The organism is Nonlabens sp. SCSIO 43208 (assembly GCF_050703575.1).
Taxonomy (GTDB): domain Bacteria; phylum Bacteroidota; class Bacteroidia; order Flavobacteriales; family Flavobacteriaceae; genus Nonlabens; species Nonlabens tegetincola.
In genome coordinates, this window is sequence record NZ_CP065365.1 from 677405 (window position 1) to 697715 (window position 20311).

Here is a 20311-nt window from a genome sequence, read left to right on the forward strand (position 1 = left end):
TTCAAAGATTAGGTGAGCAAGTTGTTCTCCTCATTAGGAAATAAAAGAGATGGTTTAAAACTGCGAGCTTCTTCCATGGTCATTTGTGCGTAGGTAATTAAGATAAGAACATCACCTGGAGAGACTAATCTAGCAGCAGCACCATTAAGTGTGATTTCTCCACTTCCTCTAGGACCAGGTATTGCATATGTTTCTAGCCTATGCCCGTTGTTGTTATTTACTATTTGGACTTTTTCACCTTCTACAATATTTGCACCGTCCATTAAATCTTCATCAATGGTGATACTGCCTATGTAATTAAGATCTGCTCCTGTGACCTTAACACGGTGAATTTTTGATTTGACAACTGTAATTAACATGGTGCAAAGATACGATTATGTAATAATTAGATTAACATATAGTCTAACAGACTTTTAAAAAATGATTTACAAATCTAATGCCAGGTTATCTATAAGTCTTACACCTTCAACGTGCACTACTATAAACGCCCTTAAAGCAGTGTTTTTTGATTTACGAATTGCAGGTTTTAAATCGCTTTCTCGATTTATAGTAAAATACTCTAATTCAAAATTCTCTAGATTCTCAAAAATATTACTCACCATGTTGATGGTGGATGAAATACTGTTATTTTTTAAATAATCATTTGCACGTTGCAAAGTTTGAAAAATCACTTGTGATTCATGTCTAGCATGTGAGCTTAACCTTTCATTACGACTACTCATTGCAAGACCATTTGGCTCTCGTTTAATAGGACAGCCAACAACCTTTACATTGAGTTTCAATTTTTGCACCAATTTTTTCACAATTTGGAGCTGCTGGAAATCTTTTTCACCAAAATAAGCTTTGTCTGGTGACACCACTTTAAATAAAAATTCTAGTATAGTTCCAACACCATCAAAATGACCTGGCCTATTTGCGCCTTCCATTACTTTCTCTAATCCATCGTATTGGTAAGATTTTGAATGTACATTTTCCCCATACACATCCTGCACACTAGGTGTGTAAACTAAAATAGTAGCATCATTAAACTCTTTCTTAATTAATGCGTAATCTTTTTCAATCGTCCTAGGGTATTTCTCTAAATCATCTTGATTATTAAATTGAGTAGGGTTTACAAATATGGAAACCACTAGGACAACATTTTCATTAACTGCCTGTTGCATAAGAGATAAGTGTCCCTTGTGCAATGCTCCCATTGTTGGGACAAAACCAATGGTTTTATTCTCTAGCTGTATTGATTTGAGTTGCTTTTTAAGGCTGTTGTGAGTTTTAACAATCATAGTGCTTAACAATCATTAGCAGTTGTTATACAAGGGTTTTGACGCAAAAGTGGTTAAAAATGCTTATTTTTGCATCTTGCTAAATGTAAGGCTACAATAATACAATATATGAAGGAAAAAAGAGTACTGTACGTATCTTCAGAAGTAATTCCCTACTTACCAGAAACCGAAGCATCTTCAATGTCTTATTTTTCACCTAAGATGGTTAATGATCGAGGTGGACAAATACGCATATTCATGCCAAGATTCGGTAATATCAATGAGCGTAGACACCAACTGCATGAAGTAATACGTTTAAGTGGAATGAATCTTATCATTAATGATCTAGACATGCCATTGATTATAAAGGTTGCTTCTATCCCAAAGGAACGTATGCAAGTTTATTTTATCGATAATGAAGAATACTTTAAACGTAAAGCAACTCTTACGGATGAAGACGGAAATCTGTTTCCTGATAACGATGAAAGAGCCATTTTCTTTGCTAAAGGAGTTATAGAAACTGTGAAGAAATTGAACTGGGCACCAGACATTATACACGTTCATGGTTGGATGGCTGGAATGTTACCCTTATACCTAAAGAACTACTACGGGAACGACCCATTATTTGAAGATAGTAAAATTGTTACCTCGGTATACAATCAATCATTTGATGGTTCGTTAGATAATGAAATGATAGATAAGTTAAGGTTTGATGCATTGGATGAAGAAGCACTAGAGTTTCTTGAAGAACCTACTTATGATAATATCATGAAAACATCATTAAAGTACAGTGATGCCATAATTAAAGGTAGTGAAGAACTAAGTCCAGAAATAGAATCTTTTGTGAGTTCATTAGATAGACCAGTATTGGAATATCATGCGCCTGATTCATTTGCTGACGCCTATGAGAACTTCTATCTTAATGATGTTCTAACTGAAGAAAAAGAAGAAGCTTAATTGCACATGAAAAAAATTGCTTTACGATTAACAACCCTTCTTGTCGGGATGTTATGCGTCCTATCTTGTGACCAAGATCCTACAACAATTGGTCAGGATCTTATTGGGGTGGATCCTAATGACATTATAAAAGAAACAGAATTTGAAGTAACTGCTTATTCACAACGACTAGACGCTGTTCAAACGGGTCGTCAAATTGTGAGCACAGCAGATAGACCTCATGTCTTAGGTATTTATGACGATCCTATTTATGGTCGAACTGAATACAGTTTTGTAAGTCAATTATCGTTGCCTTTTGCAGGTCTTGATTTCGGATCACATGATACCGATACTGATATGACAAATCCTGTTCCTGCACCTTTAATTGAAAGAGTAAGTATTGAAATACCATACTATTCAACGATTACAGGTATCGATGGAGAGTCAAGAGAATTTGAATTAGACTCACTATTTAATGGTGACGTAACCTATAAAGTCGAAATTTTTAGAAACAACTACTTTATTAATTCACTGAATCCAAACAACCTAGATGAAGACCAAGTTTATTTTAATGATGAAAAATCCTTGGTGGAAAATTCTCTAGATCCAACTCCTATATACTCAAATTCTTCCTTCAAACCTGATAATCTTGAGGTGGAAGTGCTAGATCGAGATTTTGAAGTTGAGCAAAGGAAAACCCCAAGATTTATTATATCTGAGCAGTCTGATATCTCTTGCATTGCCGGTTGTGAGGATCCTAACGTACAGGATCAATATGTGTTAAACTCTCCATATACCGAATTAATTCAATATTTTCAAGATACAATTCTGAATCAAGAAGGATCTTCGGTACTTGCTAGTGATTCAAATTTTCAAAATTATTTCAGAGGATTATATTTTAAGGTTACACCTTCTGGGGCTGGAGGTAATGCTATCTATGTCAACTTAGCAGATGCACATGTGAATCTGCAAGTTTTAGTTTCAAATAGGGACACTTCAGATTTAGACGGTGACGGTGACGTTAATGAAATAAACACGATAAGCAGTGCATTTAGATTTGACTTCTCTCCTCGATCTGTACAGTTTATTGATCAAGAAATTCCGGTAAATATTGAAAATGAAATAACTTCAAATTCTAATAATAATGGCGCGGAACGACTTTTTCTAAAAGGAGGTCCAGGAAGCGCTGCTATAATAAAACTGTTTCCATCCGATTCTGAATTTGATGCTTTTTTAGAAAATAATTGGCTCATTAATGATGCTTATCTTGATTTTTATGTAGACCAGTCGCGTTTTACTGGTATAAATGGAGAAATAGAGCCTGAGCGTATTCTTGTATATAATGCAAGAAATGGAGAAATTCTAGCAGATTACAACTTCACTTCAAGTAATGTAAGTGCTCTAAATTCCAACACAGTTCATTTAGGGAGACTAGAAAGAGAAACAGAAGATGATTTATCGAGTAAAGGCGTTAAATATCGAATTAGGTTGACAAATCATCTTAATTCATTACTAAACTCAACCAATCCGATTAATGATCCAATAGCCGTGGTAGTTTCTCAAAATGTAAATGTAATCACAGGACAAAGAATTAAAGATGCTACAGATTCTATTGAATTAGAAAATGTACCTTTGTCAACTGTAATCGCTCCTGAAGGTACTGTACTTCATGGTAATCTTTCTACAGATCCTGATAAGCGATTACAACTTAAAGTTTTTTATACAGAAACAAACTAACCTATTATGTGTGGAATTGTAGGATACATAGGCCATAGAAAGGCTTATCCAATCGTTTTAAACGGTTTAAAACGACTTGAATATAGAGGATATGACAGTGCCGGAATCGCAATTTATGACGGTTCTGAATTAAGCTACTCAAAAACTAAAGGTAAAGTAGCAGACCTAGCTACAAAATTAGAATCAGAGATAAGCACCGAAGGTACTATAGCAATCGGTCATACTAGATGGGCAACACATGGTGTTCCTAATGATGTAAATTCTCACCCACATTTGTCAAACAGTGGCGACCTAGTTATAATCCATAATGGAATTATTGAGAATTATGAACCATTAAGACAGGAACTTACTAATAGAGGTTACACCTTCAAATCAGATACCGATACCGAAGTGTTGGTAAACCTTATTGAAGATGTTAAAACTAAAGAGAAGGTTAAACTAGGGAAAGCCGTTCAAATAGCTTTAAATCAAACCATTGGCGCCTATGCAATAGCTGTGTTTGATAAAAACAAACCTAATGAAATTGTGGTTGCAAGATTGGGTTCTCCACTGGCGATTGGCGTAGGAGAAGATGAATTTTTTATAGCAAGTGATGCAAGTCCTTTTTTAGAGTTCACAAAAAATGCTATTTATCTTGAGGATGGAGAAATGGCTGTGGTAAGAACGCATAAGCCTATGAAGGTTCGTAAGATTAAAGATGATAGTCTTGTACAACCTTACGTTCAAGAACTTCAAATGAATCTTGAGCAAATAGAAAAAGGAGGCTATGATCACTTTATGCTTAAGGAAATATATGAACAGCCTGACGCCATTAAAGACACTTTTAGAGGTAGGATGCTAGTAGATCAAGGTCTAATCAAAATGGCCGGAATTGATGATCATATAGATAAATTCTTAAACGCAAGAAGAATTTTAATCGTTGCCTGTGGAACGAGCTGGCATGCAGGATTGGTTGCTGAATATATTTTTGAAGAATTAGCAAGAGTACCTGTTGAGGTGGAGTACGCTTCGGAATTTAGATATAGAAATCCTGTTATTTATGAGGACGACATTCTAATTGCGATATCACAATCAGGAGAAACCGCTGATACTATGGCAGCTATTAAGCTGGCTAAGGAAAATGGTGCATTTGTATTTGGAGTTTGTAATGTGGTTGGAAGTTCTATTTCTAGACTTTCTGATGCCGGTGCCTATACCCATGCAGGACCTGAAATAGGTGTTGCTAGTACAAAGGCATTTACAACTCAAATAACTGTCCTTACTCTTATAGCATTGCAACTAGCTAAAAAGAAAGGTAAAATTTCTACGAGTGATTTCCATACTTATTTAGCCGAATTAGAGACGATACCTGCTAAAGTAGAAAAAGCATTGCAATCAAACGATCATATCTTACAAATAGCAAATATCTACAAGAACGCTCAAAACTGTTTGTATTTAGGAAGAGGTTTTAACTTCCCTGTAGCTCTAGAAGGAGCCTTAAAGCTTAAAGAGATTAGTTACATTCATGCTGAAGGATATCCTGCGGCAGAGATGAAACATGGTCCCATTGCTTTAATCGATGAGCAAATGCCCGTGGTAGTTATTGCTACAAAAAAAGGACATTATGAGAAAGTAGTAAGTAATATTCAGGAGATTAAATCCCGTAGCGGTAAAATTATTGGTATAGTGACCGAAGGTGATAAGGATGTAAAAAACATGGCCGATCATGTAATTGAAGTTCCTGAAACCATCGAGTTTATGACTCCATTATTAACTACGATACCTCTACAGCTTCTATCGTATCACATCGCTGTTTTATTAGATAAAAACGTAGATCAACCTCGTAATCTTGCTAAGTCAGTGACTGTAGAATAATCTTAAGGTTAATTCACTTACAATACAAAAGGCCACTATTATTATAATAGTGGCCTTTGTACTTAAAAAGAGGTTACTACCTTAAAACTTGAATTTCACAGGGACTTCTAAGCTGTCAACAACCGGAACTGTAATAGAAAAAACACCTTTTTCTATATCTACTGAGCCATCATACTTCACAGCTACCTTTTTATTGCCCAATACCTGAAGGGCGATATCAATCATTTGATTACCTCTTTTTCCGATTAAATCTTTAGGCGATAACTGAGCCTTAATGGGAAATTCAAATTCTGAATTTCCTGGCATTATTGCATCTGAAGTTTGATGAATATTAGCAGACTTATAATTATTGATGTACACATCAAAATCAGCTTGTTTTAATTGTAGACCAATATCATTAGGGTTATACATAACACAAACTGCTTGTAGCTCAACAGAATCTCGTGTAATATTTAATAACTCTGCTTGCTCGATTCGCAAGAACACTACATCCTCATATGGATTGGAACAAGAAAAGGAAACCAATGCAACGACAAAAAGTATAAAAATCTTTTTCATTATTTTATTATTCTTATAGAAACAAAAATATCAATACTAATATCACTGTCATGATAAAAGTACACGTAAATATCTTTTAATAAAGCTTTTACTAGATAGGTACTTCCCTCAAAAAAGGTTTGCACAACTTGTACTTTGACTCCTTCATTACCAACAATCTCAATGCCATGAGGATAGACTAGCAACTCTTTATTATTATTAAGATATCCTGGTGGTATCACATTTACCTCTTCAAATAAAGATGCTGTGTAGAAGGTTTTGGGATAATTATAAATATTATGAGTATCGCCTTGAATTTCTATATGACCATCTTTCATCACAACAGTACGGTTTGTAAACGATAGAACATCATTCTTATCATGAGTAGCAATCATGCACGCTATCCGATTGTTTTTTAAATAGGCAAATAACCTACGCCTTAATTCATTTTTCCTAAAATTATCAATGTGTGAAAATGGCTCATCTAGCAATAAAAGCTGTGGCTCTTGCGCAAGTGCCTTAGCTAGGGCTACTCTTTGTTTTTGTCCACCAGAAAGGTTTTTAACCACTGTATTCTTAAATGACGTAAGATCAACTGTATCTAAAAGTTCATCAATACGGTTTGCTCTATTATCATTTTGAATTGATAAATGCTCACCTATATTTTCGGCAACTGTGGTAAATGGCATCAAATCAAACTCTTGTGGCACGTATTTCATCATTGAATGCCCGGGGACCAAATGATAATCAGGACCTAGTAATTCTTCATCATACCAATAAACTTTACCGCTTTGTTGTTGTAATAATCCATATGTCAAATTCAACAACGTACTTTTCCCACATCCACTTTCACCAATAATTGCCGCAATCTCACCTGTTTTGATTTCCAGGTTGATATTTTTTAGATTGTACGATGATTCTTGGTTTTGATTATCCGCTTTCGCGAAAGCGAAATTTATATCTACTAATCGTAACATAAACACAAAGATAAGAGACAGAAAACCCTAGCCATTTGACTAGGGTTATTTCTAATTTAATGTGTGTAATTGATTACATTTTTACTTGTTGCTGATCATTAGGTAATTCAGTGAATCCCATATTGTATAAAGCAAAACTGTATATATCTGTTTGCTCATTAATGGTTTGTTCTGTGGATTTACCTGCGCCATGACCAGCGTCAACATCGATACGAATCAATGTAGGCGCGTCACCTGCTTGTTTAGATTGAAGCTCAGCTGCAAATTTAAATGAATGCGCTGGTACTACACGGTCGTCATGATCTGCAGTGGTAACCATTGTTGCTGGATATTCTACACCTTCCTTAACGTTGTGTAAAGGAGAATAGCCTTTTAGATATTCAAACATCTCTGGGCTGTCCTCTGCTGTTCCATAATCATATGCCCAACCTGCGCCAGCTGTAAATTTATTATAACGCAACATATCTAAAACTCCTACAGCAGGAAAGGCAACTGCTGCAAGGTCTGGACGTTGAGTCATAGTAGCTCCTACTAATAAACCTCCATTTGATCCTCCTTGAATAGCGAGGTACTCTGTAGAAGTGTAGTTATTTGCTTTGAGCCACTCACCTGCTGCTATGAAATCATCAAATACGTTTTGCTTTTGCATTTTAGTACCTGCATCGTGCCATTTTTTACCGTATTCTCCACCACCTCTTAAATTTGCTACTGCGTAAACTCCGCCCATTTCCATCCATGCTGCTCTAGAAGTTGAAAATGATGGATTTAAGCTTATATTGAATCCACCATATCCATAAAGTATAGTTGGGTTTTTACCGTCCAGTTTAAGACCCTTTTTATGGGAAATGATCATGGGCACTTTTGTACCATCTTTTGAGGTGTAAAATACCTGGGTACTTGTATAGTCATCACTATTAAAATTCACCTTGGACTTACGGTACATGGTTGAGGTACCATCTTCAATATTCAATTCGTAAATACTTGATGGTATAACATAGTTTGTAAATGAATAATACAATGTTTTCTCATCTTCCTCTGCACCAAAACCGCTTGCATTACCAATCCCTGGAAGTTCTATCTCTCTAACTTCAGTACCATCATAATTATACTGTACAACTTTTGAAACTGCATCTACCGTGTATTCAACAAAGAAATAGCCACCAGCTTTTGAAGGACTCATTACTTGTTCGGCCTCTGGAATTATATCGATCCATTTATTTGGGTCTAGGTTGCCCAACTTTGTTTTCACAATTCTTTGATTCGGTGCGTTGTAGTCAGTCACTAACCAAAACATGTCACCTTCATTGTGAATTGGATAGGTATTAGTATCAAAATTGTCAATAATTGCGACCGGTGGAGTATTTTTCACCAAATCTTTTACAAATAGCTTATTCCCATTTGTAGAAGTGCTTGCTGTTATAATAAGGTATCGCTCATCCTTGGTAACATTTCCTCCTACATAACGATATTTCTCTTGTGGAACACCTCCAAAAACTACTTTGTCTTTATCTTGTGAAGTGCCTAAAACGTGATAATACAGTTTATGCTGGTCCGTTTTGGCACTGAGCTCACTACCATCTGGTTTGTCGTAACTAGAGTAGAAAAAACCATCATTACCTCTCCAAGATATACCAGAGAATTTTACGTCTTTAAGGGTATCGCCAACCATTTCTTTAGTCTGAGTATCCAGTACTATAATTTTACGCCAATCACTACCACCTTCAGATATTGCATAGGCAAAAAGAGAACCATCCTGAGTAAAACTACTGCCTGCTAGAGAAGTTGTTCCATCTTTGCTAAACGTATTTGGGTCAAGGAATAATTCGGCATTTTCTGGTTTATCACCTATTTTATATCTGTAAAGAACACTCTGATTCTGTAAACCATCATTTTTAGAAAAATATTCCCAATCACCTTCCTTAGATGGAGCGCTCACTCTCTCATAATTAAAAAGCTCAGTTAATCGATTTTTTATCTTATCTCTATAGCTTATTTGGTCAAGAAATGAGAAGGTTGTTTTGTTTTGTTGAGCTACCCATTGTGCAGTTTCATCGCTCTTATCATCTTCTAGCCATCTGTAGGGATCTTTTACTTCTTTTCCGTGATAAACATCTACTGTGTCTACTTTTTTAGTTTCTGGATAAGTCATCGCCATTGTTGCGTCATCATTCTTTTTGTTTTCATTTTCACAAGAAATGAACACAGCTACTGCGGCCATTCCTAAAAGAATTTTTTTCATAGTATTTCAGTTTTGGTTTTTTATATTTTAACTAGCTTAAAGGTCTTATAACTAGTTGAATTGACCGTTTTTCCACCATTTAAAGCTTCCTTACTTTCTATCGTTAATAGATAAGTTCCTGTCTTAAGGTTACTAATTGATATTTCTTCTACATTAAATTCCTGCTTAACTACTCGTCCATTTAGATCGTATATCATAATCGCGTCAAATGAAGTTGCTGTTGTGAACCTAACGATATCGGTAGCTGGATTAGGAAACATTGTGAGTGATGCTTGCTCTTCTTCTGCCAAGTTAAGAACGTTGCTGTCATAAACAAACATACCGTCAACAGTTGAGGATATATTAAAACCGCCGCTATATCCAGTATCTTCATTAAAAAATGCCACATCTAAATGCTGGTTTGTATCAATATTAATCCAGGTTACTCCATCATCTAGACTGTATGAACTTCCTGAATAAGTAGTTCGTTGCCCACAACTCACAATTCTATTGGAATCGGGCACATATGCTATAAAATCACCATATGGAAAACCGGTTCCTGAAATATTAATTCCTTGCCAGGTAGCTCCCGAATCATTGGTTCTATATAAGTTACCATTGTTATCCTGAATAATCCCTTTGTTTGAATCAGCAAATGAAATATCTCCAAAAACAGTTGTCCCACCAAAATCTGATAACGGTGACTGATATGCTGTCCAATTCACACCACGATCTGAGCTGTGAATGATTCGTCCTTTACTAGTAGTAAACCAGATATTATTACCATAGTAAGTATACTGTCCAAAATATCCGAATTCACCTGGTAAAACAGCTGGTATATTTGCACTAGGAACTCTTGTATAAGTAGAACCTCCATTGCTAGAAACATATATTTCCCAAAACCCATTTACAGGGTCACCTGCCGTCACACCTGCGTTGTCAAAAAAATGCACAAAATTGGGAAAACTACTTGAATCTTGATATAGCGCTCCTGACTGTCGTGTCCAAGTTAATCCAGCATCGGTAGTTTTCCACACACCACCTTGATCTCCTGCATTTAATGGATGAGCTGCTACATAAGCGGTAGTTCCTCCTGCATCACAAACATTTGATATACCAAGATTGACATTTCCTAAATCAAAACTTCCTGGTATCCATGATTGGCCAGCATCATTTGTTCTAACAAATTCCTGAATATTGTTACTAGGAGTTATTCCATCATAAGCAACACCCCATGCAGTTGTAGCAGTTCCTATGTGGATTTTATTGACACCTCTAGAGGTATTAGAAAATCCCGAAGCTTCTACACGCCAAAATTGAGCTTGAACCGTTGATGTTGTAAATACTACTGCTATTAGTGCAAGTACTAGTTTCATACTTAGTAAAATCTTTACATTAAGTAGTAAAGATACTACCTGATAAAACTAATCACAACCACTATACTAACTTGTTTTCAATTAAATACTGAGCGATTTGAACAGCGTTTGTCGCAGCTCCTTTTCTCAGATTATCTGCCACAATCCACATATTAAGTGAATTCTCTTGCGAGTGATCTCTACGTATACGACCCACAAAAACATCATCCTTACCATGTGCCATAAGTGGCATAGGATAATTATTTACATCAACATTATCTTGCACTGTAACACCATCAGTTTGTGAGAGTAATCGACGCACGTCTTTTACATCAAAATCAGACCTGAATTCAACATTTACAGATTCTGAGTGGCCACCTACAACCGGTATACGAACAGCTGTGGCTGTAACAGCAACTGTATTATCATCAAGAATTTTTTGAGTTTCCCTTACTAACTTCATCTCCTCTTTGGTATACAAATTATCCTCAAAAACATCACAATGCGGTAAGGCATTACGGTGAATTTGATATGGATATGCCATCTCTCCCTTTTTACCTACATATTCATTCTCTAACTGTTGAACAGCTTTTACACCAGTCCCAGTTATAGATTGATAGGTAGAAACTACAAGCCTTTTTATACGATACTCCTTATGTAAAGGAGACAAAGCAAGCACCATTTGAATAGTTGAACAATTGGGATTTGCAATAATTTTATCGTCTTTAGTTAAGGTATGCGCGTTAATTTCAGGAACTATTAATCGCTTATCTGCATCCATTCTAAAAGCACTAGAGTTGTCAATAACTGTGGTTCCTACTGCAGCAAATTCAGGAGCATATTTTAAACTAACGTTCCCGCCGGCAGAAAATAAGGCAATTGCAGGTTTCATTTCAATAGCCTGTTTCATACCTACTACCTTATACTGTTTACCCTTAAAAGTAATCTCGCTACCTACTGATTTTTCTGAGGCAACAGGTATCAAGTTTGAAATTGGGATGTTTCGCTCTTCCAGCACTTGTAACATCACTTGGCCTACCATTCCGGTAACACCTACTACTGCTATATTCATGAAATAAAAATTTAAGCCTACAAAAATATATCATAAACAGTGACGGTAAGGCCTTTAAGAAATAATTAATAATGAGAAACTCAAGATTGCTATTACCGTTTTGTAAGATGGTTTACGCTTTCGCGAAAGCAAAATACAAAAACACAACAGTCTTAATACAAGCTATTTAGACCACACATCAGAATAGGCTAAAAAAATCCAAATCAATAGATACAATTTAAACATTTTAAGCAGTATCTTTGCACGACGAAAAAACAGCTCTAATGAGCTGCAATTATTTAAGTACTAAAACATTATATAAATGTCTCAAGTAAAAGGTAGCGTTTCACAGATCATCGGACCGGTGGTTGACGTAACATTTGACGCGGCACAAGGTGCCCTTCCTAGAATTTATGACTCACTAGAAATAGCGCAAGCTGACGGTACAAAACTTGTATTAGAGGTTCAATCTCACATAGGTGAAGATACTGTGCGTACTATATCTATGGACTCTACTGATGGATTAAGTAGAGGTGCAGAAGTTGTAGCTACGGGTAACCCAATTCAAATGCCTATAGGTGACGATGTATACGGTCGTCTTTTTAATGTAATAGGTAGTGCAATTGACGGATTAGGTGAATTACCTAAAGAAGGTGATAATGGTTTACCTATTCACCGTGCAGCGCCAGCCTTTGAAGATTTATCGACTTCTACAGAAGTTTTATTCACTGGTATTAAAGTAATCGATCTTATCGAACCTTATGCAAAAGGAGGTAAAATTGGTCTTTTCGGTGGTGCTGGAGTAGGTAAAACGGTACTTATACAAGAATTAATTAACAACATTGCAAAAGGTCACGGTGGACTTTCTGTATTTGCTGGTGTAGGAGAGCGTACTCGTGAAGGTAATGACCTTTTACGTGAGATGCTTGAATCGGGAATTATCAAGTATGGTGATGACTTCTTACACTCTATGGAAGAAGGTGGATGGGATCTTCAAAAGGTTGATAAGGAAGCAATGAAAGAATCTAAAGCTACCTTTGTATTTGGACAAATGAATGAACCACCAGGAGCACGTGCTCGTGTTGCTTTATCTGGTCTTACAATAGCTGAATACTTCCGTGATGGAGCAGGCGATGGTCAAGGTAAAGACGTACTTTTCTTCGTTGATAATATTTTCCGTTTTACTCAAGCAGGTTCTGAGGTATCGGCACTATTAGGTCGTATGCCATCGGCGGTAGGATATCAACCTACACTTGCTACTGAGATGGGTGCTATGCAGGAACGTATTACCTCAACTAAGAAAGGTTCGATTACATCTGTACAAGCTGTATACGTACCTGCGGATGACCTTACTGACCCAGCACCGGCAACAACGTTTGCTCACTTAGATGCGACAACGGTACTTTCTCGTAAGATTGCTGAGCTTGGTATTTATCCAGCGGTAGATCCATTAGATTCTACTTCTCGTATTCTTACTGCTGATATTTTAGGTAACGAGCACTATGACTGTGCACAACGTGTAAAAGAGTTGTTACAACGTTATAAAGAGCTACAAGATATTATCGCCATCCTAGGTATGGAAGAATTATCTGAAGAAGATAAACTTGCGGTATCTCGTGCACGTAGAGTTCAACGTTTCTTATCACAGCCTTTCCATGTAGCAGAACAGTTTACTGGAATACCAGGTGTATTAGTTGATATTAAAGATACTATCAAAGGATTTAACATGATTATGGATGGTGAACTAGATCACTTACCAGAAAGTGCTTTTAACCTTAAGGGTACTATTGAGGAAGCTATTGAAGCAGGAGAAAAAATGCTTGCTGAAGCTTAATTCTGAAAAACACTATTATGAAATTAGAAATTGTAACTCCAGAATTAACTGTTTTTAGTGGTGAAGTGGAATCTGTAGCTGTACCTGGTGTCAATGGTGAATTCCAGATGCTTGACAATCACGCGCCTGTAGTTTCTCTTCTAGTAGAAGGTGATGTTCGTATTTATGGATCAGTTACTTTAAATGAAGATCAACAAAAGTTGTTTGTTTCTAATGATGGCACAACTAATTATAAAATTTCTGGTGGTGTGATTGAAATGAAAGATAACAAAGCAGTTGTACTGGCAGACTAATACAACTTACTTACTTATAAAAAAAACCAGCTCAATGAGCTGGTTTTTTTATGTCATAATATTTATAAAGTGATTAAATGTTTTTATCGCTCCCATCACGATTTCATCCATTTCAGACGTTGAATAATCCTCTTTAAGTAATTTTAAAGTAGCTTTCCATCTAGCCCGCCTTTCTTCATTAGAAGAAGTATAAAACTGCATGGAATTGATATTATAATCTAAGTTTTTATTCTCTGATAGCTTTTTACCTATTACTGCACCGCCCAATAAAGATCCTTCTACTACGTAAAACGCACCTATCATTTCTAAAGGTGTGAAAGAAATGGATTCTATATTTGGCAAGTGAATATCTCGTTGTGTAAGTTCAAAATAATCATGCTCAATCCACCTAGATATGGGTTGCCTTTCCATACTTAATGATTTTTCAATTGGTAGATAAGCTTTATAATTAAGCATTAATATTTCTAAAAAATATTCTCTTGAAATATTCTGATTAAAAATGGCAATAGAATGAGGAGCCTTATCCAATTTCTCATGTAACTCCTTGGTTCTCGATCTTAGGTTATTAATTAGTGTCATACCCTAAAAAAAGAAGAAATATTCTCATCAAGATCCTGTATTACTTTATCATAATACTCTTTCAATTTAAGATCTTTTTCATCTGTTCTTGCAGCAGATTTTAAAATTTCATGAATACGTCGTAACTCCTCTCTCCTTAATTTTAGTTCGTTTAATTTATCCAGTGTTTTTTGCTTTTTTACAATGATATCCTGGACTAATGGTTCTAACCGTTTATGAAGATTACTGATATCGTTCTTTAATAAATAACCAGATGCTCCACTCAAAATAACATTAGCTGCTAATTCTTCATTATTCAATGTACCTGTTATTACAATTATAGGAGTACTAGGCTCGATCTCTTTTACGGCATTAATTACATCAATTGCTGTAAACCCAACCAAATCATAGTCTGTACAAACCAAATCAGGTATAAAATCTTTAAGAGCATAACGCACATTACTGAGCTTATCAGAAATTCTAATTTCAGGTTCTGAAACAAACTTTTCAAACTGTCGTTGCAGTAGAATGGTATCGCTTACTAGGTCTTCAACGATAAGGATTCGTAGATTTTGGTTGATCATTTTAACTTAGATTAATTTCAACCCAATACTTTACAGCGTTTACAACGGTATATTTCAACGACTGAAAAGATTTAGGTTTTTCCACATAAGAGTTAGCACCTAGATTATAAGCGTGTTCGATATCACTATTTATAGTACTTGAACTAAACATTATTTTTGGAATTCTACGGAATTCTTGTTTATTTAAATCTCCCAAAAGCTCCAATCCAGAAACTTTTGGCATTTTCAAATCAATAAAAATTAAATCTGGTCTAATTTTTTCAAATTCATTGTTCTCAATTAAATGCCGTACTTTTTCTGAATCATCGAAAGATATAAAATTTGAGTCAGAAAATTCTTTCTTAATGATTCTTTTAAACAATTGTATATCTTCTAACCTATCTTCTATATAGACAATATTTTTTCTTTGAATTGAATCCATTCTACCTAATTGATTTAAAATAAAATTTTATCGTCGTTCCTTTGTTTAGTTCACTTTCTGCCCAGATATCGCCACCGTGTCTAAACACCACCCTTTGCGCAATAGCCAGTCCTACACCTGTACCTTCGTACTCTTCTTTAACAAGACGTGTAAATACACCAAAAATCTTTTTACCATATTTAGGATCAAATCCTACACCGTTATCAGTTACAACATAAACATCCTTTTCACCGTCGTTGTATTGCGATACGGTTACTTGTGGAGCTTCCTTTTTGGAACTGTATTTAAAAGCGTTTGATAGTAAATTAAAAAACAACTGGTACAACATTGCTCTATCTCCATATATTGAAGGTAATCCTTTTTGAATATTAAATTGAGTCTTTGGATAGCGCCTTTTCATATTACTATCTTTTAAGATATCATTACAAAGTTTCTCAACATCGATATCATCATCAATTTTCCTGAGCTTACTAAGACCACTATAACTCAAAATAGAGTCCATTAAATCGTTCATTCTAGCGGCACTATTAATGATTATTTGAAGACTCTGCTTACCATCCTCATCTAATTGATCCATGTAATCCTCCATAAGTATTTGAGCAAAACCATCTATACCACGCAATGGACCTCTCAAATCATGCGATACACTGTAACTAAAACTTTCTAATTCTTGATTTAAAGACAAAAGCTGTCTATTTAGTTTAGATACTTCAGAAAATTTAGTTACGATTATATTTTTAACATCCTCAACAAAGGCTTTAATAGCTGCTATTTCGTGTGTTTGCCATGGTATGGAATGCTCTCTTACTTGTTCTGTGAATTTTTCAAATGATTTACGAGGAGTTAGATTTCCTTGGATTTGTTTTTTGTCTGGATTACCACCCCAATTAATTTCAGCAATCTGTTCTTTTCTTAGCCATACTATACAGTCACCTTTCTTCTTGCTTATTTTATATAAGACCACACCAGCGAATTGTAACTTTTCTAAACTAGGAATGGAAGTTTCTTTGCTAAAGGAATTAGAACTATAAAAACCGTTTTCATCACATAGAACTTCAAATTTCTTGATTATATTTTTAATATCTGTGACTTCCAATGACAGACCTATTGAGCTTAATTGAGTGTCATACTTAATGATAAAAGCATCTGATTTAACCAAATCTAGTGCGGTAACCTCATTGTTTGTAAGTCCGTGCACGAGATCCCATTTTTCACTCATATAGTGAACAAGTTTAGAACGTACATGACTGTTTTGATTCAAACGTGATATAAAGTCATTTGACGTTTTTATCGTAATTTGATTGCTTATTATGTCAGAAAGTAAAAAACAGGTTTGACGTTCTTGAAAGTCGATAAACTTTGGACTATAATGATGACAAGCAATTAATCCCCATAATTTATCCTCGATCACTATTGCACAACTTAAAGTTGCACAAACTCCCATATTCCCTAAATATTCTTTATGAATATCACTAGAACCTCTAAGAATAGAGTTACTTAAATTAGTTAAAAAACCTGACTGTGGATTTACCATAGGAAATAAAGGGTAATCTGGTTCTTTTAGATTTGATATAATTCTTACACCTTGTTCCTTAAAAAGGTCACGTGCGTTTTTTGGTATATCACCGGCAGGATAATGTAGACCTAACCAGGAGTGCAAATCATTATTAGCCGCTTCTGCTATTACTTCTCCGTTCCAATCTGCATCAAACTTGTAAACCATAACCCTATCATAATTAAGGAAATGTTTTATTTCATTTACTGCAGTATTTAAAACCTCCTGAACACTATTACACGAAGACATTTTATTGAGAGCGCTTATAATTAGTTGTTGCTCTTCTAGAAGATTTAATGTTGAATCATACTTTTCAATATCCAACAACAATCCCTCATTACTCAAAGAAAGTTTATAAGAAAATTCACCGTCTACTACTGTCTTGAAATCGTTATTTATAAGCTGTATTTTCAATTTATAAATTACCTCTTCCTGCAGTAACGTAGATAAGTTACTGTTTAAAAGATCAATCTGAACATTCAAAAAATCGGTTGCATTCTTAGAATATTGTAGGATGTTAAAACCTTTATCTATGACTAATAGTACACCATGTGATTGAGTTCTATGTATAAAACGAATAGGCTCGTCTTCACATGTTGAAATTTCAATTTTTTTAGGGTAGGATTTTAACATCGTTAATATTTTAACTTAGTAAAGATACTTGTTTAGTTTTATTTGATAAAATTTAAACAATAATTGAGTTCAGTTTTTAAGAGTCATTCAAAAAAAAAACCCTGACAAAACTGTCAGGGTTTCCGTTGGTTATAGTTAAGAGTATATATTACTTTCTTAGTGCAGCTATAGTTGCAATATTTTTAGTTTCTTCAGCATAATCTAGTGCTGTTTTACCATCTATCTTTATTGATGCATCTGCACCAGCTTCTAACAATGTAGATATTAAAGAGCTATTCCCTGCTTTAGCGGCCATCATTAATGGAGTCATGTTGTTACAAGTGCCATTAACATCTGCTTTAGCCTGTTGTATTAAATAAACAGCTATATCATTACTTTTCATCATAGCACTGTATTGAAGAAGGTTGTATTCCTGACTTCCAGATACTAGACATGCATCCTTGTTAGAATCATTAACTAATGAAGAAATAGCTCTAACATCATCATTTTTGAGAGCTATAGTCATTTCCTTAGATAAATCTTGTGCAAAAACTCCCGAAGTTCCTGCAATAAATGCTATTAACAAAAGTGCTTTTTTCATTCTTTCTTTAATTTAAAAGATAAATATACTGATATCTTAAGAATATCTTTAAAATAATTAAACAAAATCGTTTTATACTACCTAATCAACCTTTACATTATGAATGAAATTTAATAATATCACCCGGCATACAATCTAATACTTTGCAGATAGCCTCTAAAGTAGAAAATCTAACTGCCTTGGCTTTACCCGTTTTTAGAATAGAAAGGTTTGCCGTGGTAATTCCTATTGCCTGAGCAAGTTCATTACTTCTCATACCTCTCTCTGCGAGAATTTTATCTAATTCGATTACAATAGGCATAGGCTAAATAGTTAAGTCATTTTCTTGTTTCAATTTCACTCCTTCTGATGCTAATTTGCTCAAGATTACTAAAAACAAGCCGAAAGACACAATTACTAAAGTAGCCCCAAATCCGGATTCTATTCTCACAGCAGAGTTCCCAAGATCAATGTTTTGCATCAACGAAAAAAGATGGTAAATCCAAGCAGGAACATTCATTAATACAACGCCTATTATACAAAACCAGCCGGCTTTTTTAAGCGAATTAGCGATCTGGTCATTAAACAATTGTTTAGGCGTGATTTTAAATGCAGCATTTTTCAAATGATACAACATCATTACAAAGAACAAATATCCCACAAAAAACAATATCATAACTAGATAAAATGACCAATGGTGATTACTTAATAAGTATCCTGAAATTTGAAAAATCACATCAGCATTTGAAGCAATAATAAAAGTTATTGGAAGAAATAACCCATTTAAAATTGAGAAAAAATAGAGCAATCTTAAAATCGCTCTTAGAATCCGAATAGCTTTCATAATTATTGTTTTACGATAACAAACATACGCATTATTATCGAAAAACAATAATTTTTTAATTTTTAAGCTAATCTAATTGTTCTTCAAACTCTTTAATAGTCATAGCATTTTCTACTCGATAATCACCTATTGCAGTTCTACGCAAGGCACTTAAATGAGCTCCATTATTTAGTGCGACGCCTAAATCATTAGCCAGTGATCTTATATAGGTTCCTTTACTACAACTTACCTTAAAATCAACTTCTGGCAAATCAATTCTAGTGATTGCAAAATCATGAATGGTCACCTCTCGACTTTTTATTTCAGTAGTTTCACCAGCTCTTGCTAGCTCATACAAGCGTTTTCCATCTTTTTTAATGGCCGAAAATATCGGCGGCTTTTGAGCAATGGTGCCCACAAAACTGTTTGCCGCTTTTCTAATGTCGTCTTCAGTTAAATGATCGTAATCAAACCTTTTATCAATCTCCGTTTCTAAGTCGTAGCTAGGTGTAGTAGCTCCTAAAGTAATGGTCCCGGTATATTCTTTACGTTGCGCTTGATAGGTAGTAATATTTTTAGTCTCTTTACCAGTACACAATATAAGTAATCCGCTTGCTAGTGGATCTAGAGTACCTGCATGACCTACTTTGATCTTTTTAAGCTTAAACTTTCTTTTAATCAGCCAGCGCACTTTATTCACTACTTGAAATGAAGTCCATTCTAGCGGCTTATCAATTAATATCACTTTACCTTGTAAAAAAGGATTGTCAGCTTGTGTCATAGCTTGCAAAGGAAAGAAAATAAACTAATTTTAATATACTTAAATTTTAAATTCATATTCGTGTTCTACCTTACAAATGCGAACCTTATAATAGGAATACCATAGGGTTTTACCCAATTTTTGCGCTTTCAAATGCTGCAAATTACGTTTCCACTTTTTAATGGAGCTCAAATCCTTCCAGTATGATATAGTAATTCCTAAATCATCACGGGCACTTTCAAGTTGTATAAATCCGTCATTGTTAGTAACAGCCTGCTCCATTAAACTGGCCATTGAATGATATTCAGGATCATCTTTTTTAAGAATTGAAGTGAAGATTACTGCATAATAAGGAGTTGTTATCATT

21 protein-coding genes are annotated in these 20311 nt (G+C 34.9%); 5 read left to right on the top strand and 16 right to left on the bottom strand.

The features are described 5' to 3' along the window. Positions 1–8: 8 nt before the first annotated feature. On the bottom strand, positions 9–359 hold the full coding sequence (panD, locus tag I5168_RS03285; RefSeq protein ID WP_042276495.1) for an aspartate 1-decarboxylase: 351 nt from the start codon (positions 357–359) through the stop codon (positions 9–11). A gap of 66 nt (positions 360–425) precedes the next feature. Then, a complete protein-coding gene (gene panC, locus I5168_RS03290; protein ID WP_431472407.1) occupies positions 426–1280 on the bottom strand; it encodes a pantoate--beta-alanine ligase in 855 nt (284 codons plus the stop codon). Positions 1281–1388: 108 nt separating this feature from the next. Here panC and I5168_RS03295 point away from each other — a divergent pair, with 108 nt between their 5' ends. The 3 genes from I5168_RS03295 to glmS are packed head-to-tail and all read left to right on the top strand — an operon-like array spanning position 1389 to position 5786. After that, on the top strand, positions 1389–2216 hold the full coding sequence (locus tag I5168_RS03295; protein WP_431472408.1) for a glycogen/starch synthase: 828 nt from the start codon (positions 1389–1391) through the stop codon (positions 2214–2216). Positions 2217–2222: 6 nt separating this feature from the next. Next, entirely contained in the window at positions 2223–3932 is a 1710-nt protein-coding gene (locus tag I5168_RS03300; protein ID WP_431472409.1) for a DUF4270 domain-containing protein, read from the top strand. A 6-nt stretch (positions 3933–3938) separates the two neighbouring features. Then, positions 3939–5786, top strand: a complete 1848-nt coding sequence (gene glmS, locus I5168_RS03305) for a glutamine--fructose-6-phosphate transaminase (isomerizing) (RefSeq protein WP_105017764.1) — start codon at positions 3939–3941, stop codon at positions 5784–5786. Between the two features lie 81 nt (positions 5787–5867). Here the strand turns inward: glmS and I5168_RS03310 are convergent, their stop codons facing one another. The 5 genes from I5168_RS03310 to I5168_RS03330 form a co-directional block, all read right to left on the bottom strand. After that, positions 5868–6344: an LEA type 2 family protein gene (locus I5168_RS03310; RefSeq protein WP_431472410.1), complete on the bottom strand. Its 477-nt coding sequence runs from the start codon at positions 6342–6344 to the stop codon at positions 5868–5870. Continuing rightward, positions 6344–7300, bottom strand: coding sequence for an ABC transporter ATP-binding protein (locus tag I5168_RS03315; RefSeq protein ID WP_431472411.1), 957 nt, complete (start codon positions 7298–7300; stop codon positions 6344–6346). The genes I5168_RS03310 and I5168_RS03315 overlap by 1 nt, the downstream gene beginning before the upstream one ends. A gap of 73 nt (positions 7301–7373) precedes the next feature. Continuing rightward, positions 7374–9539 (bottom strand): prolyl oligopeptidase family serine peptidase, encoded by a 2166-nt coding sequence (locus I5168_RS03320; protein ID WP_431472412.1) that lies wholly within the window; start codon positions 9537–9539, stop codon positions 7374–7376. Positions 9540–9559: 20 nt separating this feature from the next. Further along, positions 9560–10894: a T9SS type A sorting domain-containing protein gene (locus I5168_RS03325; protein ID WP_431472413.1), complete on the bottom strand. Its 1335-nt coding sequence runs from the start codon at positions 10892–10894 to the stop codon at positions 9560–9562. 61 nt (positions 10895–10955) lie between these two features. Further along, positions 10956–11945 carry an aspartate-semialdehyde dehydrogenase gene (locus I5168_RS03330; protein ID WP_431472414.1) on the bottom strand — a complete coding sequence of 330 codons (990 nt, stop codon included), beginning with the start codon at positions 11943–11945 and terminating at the stop codon, positions 10956–10958. A gap of 301 nt (positions 11946–12246) precedes the next feature. Here I5168_RS03330 and atpD point away from each other — a divergent pair, with 301 nt between their 5' ends. Continuing rightward, complete coding sequence (gene atpD, locus I5168_RS03335) at positions 12247–13758, top strand: F0F1 ATP synthase subunit beta (protein ID WP_105017770.1); 1512 nt, start codon at positions 12247–12249, stop codon at positions 13756–13758. Positions 13759–13775: 17 nt separating this feature from the next. Continuing rightward, positions 13776–14051, top strand: coding sequence for a F0F1 ATP synthase subunit epsilon (locus I5168_RS03340; protein WP_042276521.1), 276 nt, complete (start codon positions 13776–13778; stop codon positions 14049–14051). A 48-nt stretch (positions 14052–14099) separates the two neighbouring features. Here the strand turns inward: I5168_RS03340 and I5168_RS03345 are convergent, their stop codons facing one another. The 9 genes from I5168_RS03345 to I5168_RS03385 all read right to left on the bottom strand — a co-directional run bounded on the left by I5168_RS03345 (position 14100) and on the right by I5168_RS03385 (position 20310). Continuing rightward, positions 14100–14630: a biliverdin-producing heme oxygenase gene (locus I5168_RS03345; RefSeq protein WP_431472415.1), complete on the bottom strand. Its 531-nt coding sequence runs from the start codon at positions 14628–14630 to the stop codon at positions 14100–14102. After that, positions 14627–15193 carry a response regulator gene (locus tag I5168_RS03350; protein ID WP_105017772.1) on the bottom strand — a complete coding sequence of 189 codons (567 nt, stop codon included), beginning with the start codon at positions 15191–15193 and terminating at the stop codon, positions 14627–14629. Before I5168_RS03350 ends, I5168_RS03345 begins: the two co-directional genes overlap by 4 nt. A gap of 1 nt (position 15194) precedes the next feature. After that, positions 15195–15614 (bottom strand): response regulator, encoded by a 420-nt coding sequence (locus tag I5168_RS03355; RefSeq protein WP_105017773.1) that lies wholly within the window; start codon positions 15612–15614, stop codon positions 15195–15197. 1 nt (position 15615) lies between these two features. After that, positions 15616–17802, bottom strand: coding sequence for an ATP-binding protein (locus I5168_RS03360; protein ID WP_431472416.1), 2187 nt, complete (start codon positions 17800–17802; stop codon positions 15616–15618). A 148-nt stretch (positions 17803–17950) separates the two neighbouring features. Next, positions 17951–18382 carry an ankyrin repeat domain-containing protein gene (locus tag I5168_RS03365; protein WP_052510257.1) on the bottom strand — a complete coding sequence of 144 codons (432 nt, stop codon included), beginning with the start codon at positions 18380–18382 and terminating at the stop codon, positions 17951–17953. Positions 18383–18479: 97 nt separating this feature from the next. Beyond that, entirely contained in the window at positions 18480–18683 is a 204-nt protein-coding gene (locus I5168_RS03370) for a helix-turn-helix domain-containing protein (RefSeq protein ID WP_431472417.1), read from the bottom strand. 3 nt (positions 18684–18686) lie between these two features. After that, positions 18687–19205: a DUF2975 domain-containing protein gene (locus I5168_RS03375; RefSeq protein ID WP_431472418.1), complete on the bottom strand. Its 519-nt coding sequence runs from the start codon at positions 19203–19205 to the stop codon at positions 18687–18689. Positions 19206–19272: 67 nt separating this feature from the next. Next, complete coding sequence (gene truB, locus I5168_RS03380; RefSeq protein WP_431472419.1) at positions 19273–19965, bottom strand: tRNA pseudouridine(55) synthase TruB; 693 nt, start codon at positions 19963–19965, stop codon at positions 19273–19275. A 39-nt stretch (positions 19966–20004) separates the two neighbouring features. Further along, entirely contained in the window at positions 20005–20310 is a 306-nt protein-coding gene (locus I5168_RS03385) for an antibiotic biosynthesis monooxygenase family protein (RefSeq protein WP_085775510.1), read from the bottom strand. Between the last annotated feature and the right edge of the window lies 1 nt (position 20311).